The sequence below is a fragment of the Proteus terrae genome, from assembly GCF_003144325.1.
Lineage (GTDB): Bacteria > Pseudomonadota > Gammaproteobacteria > Enterobacterales > Enterobacteriaceae > Proteus > Proteus terrae.
Map to the genome: position 1 here is coordinate 298,418 of NZ_PENS01000006.1, position 6,000 is coordinate 304,417.

A 6,000-nucleotide genomic window follows, 5' to 3' on the forward strand; every position below is an offset into this window, starting at 1 on the left:
GAATATTAAATAATCTTCGTATTGTGCGGTTTACTTTATCTACATGTAATAACAGATGTGATAACAGATGCTTTATCGATATTATTTAGAAACGATAACCATAGCTGGGCGTAATAAACGGCCATTTAAGGTATAACCTTTTTGCATAACATCGACCACATGATTGGATTCATGTTCAGGGCTATCAATTAAAGTCATCGCTTGGTGAACTTCAGGGTTGAATACCACATTTTTTTCTTCAACCACTTCGATACCAAATTTACGAACTGCATCTAAGAATGATTTCAGCGTTAATTCTAACCCTTCAATCATTGGTTTTAATGCCTCATTTTCATGATCAGCCGCAGATAAAGCACGCTCTAAATTATCGAGTACAGGCAATAACTCATTAGAAAATTTCTCAAGTGCAAATTTATGCGCTTTCTCAATATCTTGCTGAGTACGGCGACGCACATTTTCAACTTCAGCAAGAGCACGAGCCATCGCTTCACGCTCTGTTTTTTGTGATTGCTCAAGTTGTTTTTCGAGAGAATCAACACGCGCTAATGCTTCCACTAATTCAGCTTGAGCATTAAAGTCCGCTTGTGCTTCTTCGGTCATTGCTGGCTCTTGAGACTCGTTCATTGCAGATCCCATTCCTTCTTTTTCTTTTGAGGCTTGCTCTTCATGTACATTTTGTTCTTTACTACTCATGAACATCTCCGCGTAGTTTTAGTATTCATCTTCATATTTAGTTTATTATGGGGATCAATAAACGGGTTTCAAGGAATTGGCGCAAAACGAGGGTAAAAAAATGCCAGACAATACCGTAACGGAAGAAAAACACTTTAAATGCATTGGCATTGTTGGTCATCCACGCCACCCTGAAGCAATTTCAACTCATGAAATGCTCTATCATTGGCTATTGGCTCAAGGCTATGACGTTATTATTGACACACAAGTTGCTCAAGAATTAAAACTAGAAAATGCACAAACTGGTGATTTAACACAAGTTGGCAAAGTTGCCGATCTTGTCATTGTTGTTGGTGGTGATGGCAATATGCTTGGCGCAGCGCGTGTTTTATCTCGTTATAATATCAAAGTGATTGGTGTTAACCGGGGTAATTTAGGTTTTCTTACTGATCTTGACCCTGATAATGCTTTACAGCAATTAACTAACGTATTAGCGGGGCATTATCGCGAAGAAAAACGGTTCTTACTTGAAGCTCGAGTCTGTGCTGAAGGTCAAAGAACACGCATTGGTACAGCAATCAATGAAGTCGTGCTTCATCCCGGCAAAGTCGCTCATATGATTGAGTTTGAAGTTTACATTGATGATCGCTTTGCTTTCTCTCAACGTTCTGATGGCTTAATTATCGCAACACCAACGGGATCAACCGCCTACTCACTTTCTGCGGGTGGCCCTATTTTAACGCCAAACCTTGATGCTATTGCGCTTGTGCCTATGTTTCCACATACTTTATCAGCACGTCCTTTAGTTATCAGCAGTGATAGCCAAATTCGCTTAAAATTCTCACAAACAAATATCGATTATGAAGTCAGTTGCGATAGCCAATTAGTGTTACCGATTAAAGAAGGTGATGAAGTTATTATTAAGAGAAGTCGTCAAAAGCTCAATTTAGTTCACCCTACTGATTACAACTATTTTAATACACTCAGCTCAAAATTAGGTTGGTCGAAAAAAATGTTCTAATTTTTGTGCCTCCCTACTTTACTGTATAAAAAACCAGTTTATACTGTATGTAATTACAGATATGTTTTTATACACAGGAGAGGCACTATGCTGACTCAATTAACCATTAGTCATTTTGCCATAGTCCGTGAACTTGAAATCGATTTTTCTGGTGGCATGACCACCATTACAGGCGAAACTGGCGCAGGTAAGTCTATTGCAATTGATGCTTTAGGTTTATGCTTAGGTAACCGTGGTGATGCCAATATGGTGCGCCCAGGTGCAACTAGAGCCGATTTATGTGCACGATTCTCACTCTCTGATACGCCATCAGCACAACACTGGCTTGAAGAACATCATCTTGATGATCATAACGAATGCCTATTAAGAAGAACTATCTCTACTGATGGGCGTTCTCGTGGTTTTATCAACGGTACTTCCGTACCACTTTCACAATTAAGAGAGCTTGGTTCATTACTTATTCGAATCCATGGACAACATGCTCACCAGCAACTTCTAGAACCTCGCTATCAAAAACAACTGCTTGATATCTATGCCCATGAACCAGCTTTATTAAAAAACATGAAGTCGGCTTATCAAACATGGCATCAAAGTTGCCAAACTTTAGCTGCTTTTCAACAACTCTCTTTAGAACGAGATGCAAGGCAGCAATTGGTTGATTACCACTTAAAAGAGCTCAATGAATTTCAACCAGTGCAAGGTGAGTACCCAGAATTAGATCAAGAATATAAACGCCTTTCTAACTGTGGTCAGTTTTTAACGCTAAGCCAAAATAGTTTACAAATTTTAAGTGACAACGAAGAGCAAAATATTTTAAGTATGCTCAATGTGGCTAAACATGAAATTACTGAACTAAGCTCAATGGAAAGTCAGTTCAATTCATTATTAGAGATGCTAGAAGAAGCCACTATCCAAATTAGTGAAGTAAGCGATGAACTTCGTCACTATAGCGATCGCTTAGAGATGGATCCTAATCGCTTATTTGAAGTAGAAAAACGCATGTCTAAGTATATTAGTTTGTCACGTAAACATCGTGTCGCGCCTGAGGAACTCTATGATCTTCATCAGCAATTAATTGAAGAGAAAAATGCTCTACTTCGTCAAAATGATGATTGTGAGGCTTTAATAGAACAAGTCAAAGCTGACCACTTAATTGCATTAGATGTCGCAAAACAATTGCACCAAGTTCGCCAACAATACGCGAGTGAATTAAGCCAACTTATCACTAACAGCATGCATCAGTTATCAATGCCACATGGTTATTTTACTGTTGATACCCATTTTGATGACAGCTCACTACAAATCGATGGTGCTACAAAAGTTGAATTTAATGTCACCACAAACCCGGGGCAACCTCATCAAGCACTTTCTAAAGTAGCTTCAGGGGGTGAGTTATCACGTATTGCACTCGCAATCCAAGTGATCACAGCAAAAAAAATGGATACTCCAGCACTTATTTTTGATGAAGTTGATGTGGGTATCAGTGGTCCAACGGCGGCTATTGTAGGTAAATTACTGCGAGAACTAGGCGAGTCTACTCAAGTTATGTGTGTCACTCACTTACCTCAAGTTGCAGGTTGTGGTCACCAACACTATTTCGTCAATAAAGAGACAAATGGTGAAGAAACTGAAACAACAATGAAATTATTATCGAAAAAAGAGCGTTTACAAGAGCTCGCTCGTTTATTAGCAGGTAGTGAAGTCACCAAAAATACCCTAGCAAATGCGAAAGATTTGTTGGCTGCATAACGATTAACAAACTTTTATTGATATTTAAGGTCATAGGCAGAGCGTGAAAGGTTTTCAATTGCTGCGTTGTCGATTATCATCGTCACTATGACCCTAAAAGGAATGTAATAACCATGCGTTTTAAACTGTTAAAAGTTGCCGCCTTATCTTTAGTCGTAATGACTTCAGGTTGCTCTATATTCGAGAGACTGGTTTATCACCCAGATATCAATCAGGGAAATTATTTAACTCCAGCCGAAGTCGCAAAAGTTCAGCAAGGAATGACACAGCAGCAAGTTCAATTTGCTCTTGGTACGCCAATGCTTAAAGATCCTTTCGGAAGCCAAACTTGGTATTATGTTTTCCGTGAAGAGCCTGGTCATCAAGCAGTACGTCAAGAGACGCTCGCCCTGACTTTTGATAGCAATGGCATACTGACTAAGATTGATAAACAAGGCAATATGCCTGGCTTCTCAGCACCTGAAACAAAATCGTAATGCGATTGCAGTGCTAAAAAAACTTAGTTTTGTATAAGATTGGCAAAAACGAATTGCACCCCATACGTTAAATTTGACGTTGGGGTGTGTTTTTATAAGGAGAAAATGCTTTATAACAGTGTTGTCTTTCTTGTATCTGTCTGTAATCAAATGACCTATCAATGCAGTATATAAAGCTCCCACCTATTAGGCAGAAAGCATAATATCAATCCGCTTTTTGTCGTGCTTTTTCAGCACGTTTACGACGCATTTCTTTAGGATCAGCAATTAAAGGCCGATAGATTTCGATTCTATCGCCATCTCGCACATTATCGCTTAATTTTGTTGGTCGACTATAAATACCCACTTTGTTCTTAGTCAAATCAATATCATTACAAATCGTTAAGATATTTGAAGCAATAATAGCTTGTTCAACCGTGTCCCCTAACGTTAGTTCAACAGGGATAAGATACTGCTTATCGGGCAACGCATAGGTTACCTCTACCCATATTTTAGTCACGATAGATCTCTTTCGCTCTGTGAGTAAATGCTTGAACCATATTGTTCGTTAAATCTTTAAAAATACGGCCAAAAGCTAACTCAATTAATTTATTAGTGAACTCAAAGTCTAGCTGAAATTCTATCTTACACGCATTATCATCGAGTGCGGTAAACACCCACCCCCCAGTTAATTTACGAAAGGGGCCATCAACAAGATGCATATCAACACGTTCATTAGTCTTTAAAAAGTTATGGGTAGTAAATGTTTTACTAATTCCCGCTTTAGAGACATTTATTGATGCAATCATTTCTTCTGGTGTGCTTTTGATCAGTTTACTTCCAACGCATCCTGGTAGAAAATCAGGATAAGTAAGAACATCATTAACCAGTTTAAACATTTGCTCTGTGCTAAAAGGGACAAGAGCAGATCGACTAATCTGAGGCATAGTTATTCCTGTACGACAACACTGTGTGTGATCATATCATTGAACAGTGACTAATTAAAAATCTAATGGAATATAGCTTAAGTTTTATGCAATTGAAAAGAAAACAGTCGGTTAAATGATTTCTTTCTATTGCTCATACAGTATAATGTGGACATTATGACAAAGAAAAAATCACACAAACCTGGTTCTGCGACCATTGCGTTAAACAAACGTGCTCGCCATGAATATTTCATCGAAGATGAGATAGAAGCGGGCTTGGCGCTCCAAGGCTGGGAAGTTAAATCACTGCGTGCCGGTAAAGCAAACATCAGTGATAGCTATGTTATCATGCGTGATGGCGAAGCTTATCTTTTTGGTGCAACCATTACTCCTTTAAATGTTGCATCAAGCCATGTCGTTTGTGACCCGACTCGTACCCGTAAACTATTATTAAAGCAACGCGAATTAGATTCACTTTACGGTCAAATCAACCGTGATGGTTACACCGTTGTTGCTCTTTCTCTTTATTGGAAAAACGCTTGGTGCAAAATCAAAATTGGCGTTGCAAAGGGTAAGAAAGATCACGATAAACGCGATACCATTAAAGATCGTGAGTGGAAATTAGACAAAGCACGTATCATGAAAAATGCTAACCGCTAAATTGCGTTAAGTACTAGCAATTACAAGTATTTTTCTGATATACTCGCTTTCAACAACTTGGGGCTGATTCTGGATTCGACGGGATTTGCGAAACCCAAGGTGCATGCCGAGGGGCGGTTGGCCTCGTAAAAAGCCGCAAAAAAGATAGTCGCAAACGACAATCAGTACGAAGCACTAGCAGCTTAATAACCTGCTTAGAGCCCTCTCTCCCTAGCTTCCGCTCTTAAGACGGGGATCAAGAGAGGTCAAACCCAAAAGAGATCGCGTGGAGACCTAGCTTGGGGTCAAAGCGTTAAACTTAATCAAGCTAGCTTATTCATGGCGCGTCTGTCCGCAGTGGGTAAGTGAAATTAAAGATAGACTAAGCATGTAGTACCGAGGATGTAGAAATTTCGGACGCGGGTTCAACTCCCGCCAGCTCCACCAAATTTGGTGGGTCAGTGATAGGACAACGGTTTCAAAAACAAGAAGTTAGCGAAATCATCAAGACTACACACTGACAACAAAAGGACTTGAA

At 39.4% G+C, this 6,000-nt stretch carries 7 protein-coding genes and 1 other RNA gene; 5 read left to right on the forward strand and 3 right to left on the reverse strand.

Translation table 11 applies throughout. The features are described from left to right. Positions 1-81: 81 nt before the first annotated feature. Positions 82-693: a nucleotide exchange factor GrpE gene (grpE, locus tag DK857_RS07665; RefSeq protein WP_109392964.1), complete on the reverse strand. Its 612-nt coding sequence runs from the start codon at positions 691-693 to the stop codon at positions 82-84. A gap of 100 nt (positions 694-793) precedes the next feature. Between grpE and nadK the strand changes: the two genes are divergently transcribed. The 3 genes from nadK (at position 794) to bamE (ending at position 3,918) form a co-directional block, all read left to right on the forward strand. After that, entirely contained in the window at positions 794-1,693 is a 900-nt protein-coding gene (nadK, locus tag DK857_RS07670) for an NAD(+) kinase (protein WP_083629114.1), read from the forward strand. 87 nt (positions 1,694-1,780) lie between these two features. After that, positions 1,781-3,442, forward strand: a complete 1,662-nt coding sequence (recN, locus tag DK857_RS07675) for a DNA repair protein RecN (RefSeq protein WP_109401895.1) — start codon at positions 1,781-1,783, stop codon at positions 3,440-3,442. A 113-nt stretch (positions 3,443-3,555) separates the two neighbouring features. After that, on the forward strand, positions 3,556-3,918 hold the full coding sequence (bamE, locus tag DK857_RS07680) for an outer membrane protein assembly factor BamE (RefSeq protein WP_109401896.1): 363 nt from the start codon (positions 3,556-3,558) through the stop codon (positions 3,916-3,918). Between the two features lie 205 nt (positions 3,919-4,123). On the opposite strand, the gene DK857_RS07685 is transcribed toward bamE, so the two are convergent. Together DK857_RS07685 and DK857_RS07690 are read right to left on the reverse strand one after the other, a co-directional pair. Beyond that, complete coding sequence (locus DK857_RS07685; protein ID WP_375804068.1) at positions 4,124-4,420, reverse strand: RnfH family protein; 297 nt, start codon at positions 4,418-4,420, stop codon at positions 4,124-4,126. Continuing rightward, the gene (locus tag DK857_RS07690) at positions 4,410-4,844 is read right to left on the reverse strand and encodes an SRPBCC family protein (RefSeq protein WP_109401897.1); all 435 of its coding nucleotides are present in this window, start codon (positions 4,842-4,844) and stop codon (positions 4,410-4,412) included. The genes DK857_RS07685 and DK857_RS07690 overlap by 11 nt, the downstream gene beginning before the upstream one ends. A 156-nt stretch (positions 4,845-5,000) precedes the next feature. On the opposite strand from DK857_RS07690, the gene smpB reads away from it, so the two are divergent. Further along, positions 5,001-5,483: an SsrA-binding protein SmpB gene (gene smpB / locus DK857_RS07695; RefSeq protein ID WP_088495016.1), complete on the forward strand. Its 483-nt coding sequence runs from the start codon at positions 5,001-5,003 to the stop codon at positions 5,481-5,483. Positions 5,484-5,542: 59 nt separating this feature from the next. After that, positions 5,543-5,909: a transfer-messenger RNA gene (gene ssrA / locus DK857_RS07700) on the forward strand. The last annotated feature ends 91 nt before the right edge of the window (positions 5,910-6,000 follow it).

What these genes read in the sequence shown, in the direction of transcription:
- recN (WP_109401895.1), top strand. Translation starts at nt 1,781, where the DNA reads ATGCTGACTCAATTAACCATTAGTCATTTTGCCATAGTCCGTGAACTT.
- bamE (WP_109401896.1), top strand. Translation starts at nt 3,556, where the DNA reads ATGCGTTTTAAACTGTTAAAAGTTGCCGCCTTATCTTTAGTCGTAATG.
- DK857_RS07690 (WP_109401897.1), bottom strand. Translation starts at nt 4,844, where the DNA reads ATGCCTCAGATTAGTCGATCTGCTCTTGTCCCTTTTAGCACAGAGCAA.
- grpE (WP_109392964.1), bottom strand. Translation starts at nt 693, where the DNA reads ATGAGTAGTAAAGAACAAAATGTACATGAAGAGCAAGCCTCAAAAGAA.
- smpB (WP_088495016.1), top strand. Translation starts at nt 5,001, where the DNA reads ATGACAAAGAAAAAATCACACAAACCTGGTTCTGCGACCATTGCGTTA.
- nadK (WP_083629114.1), top strand. Translation starts at nt 794, where the DNA reads ATGCCAGACAATACCGTAACGGAAGAAAAACACTTTAAATGCATTGGC.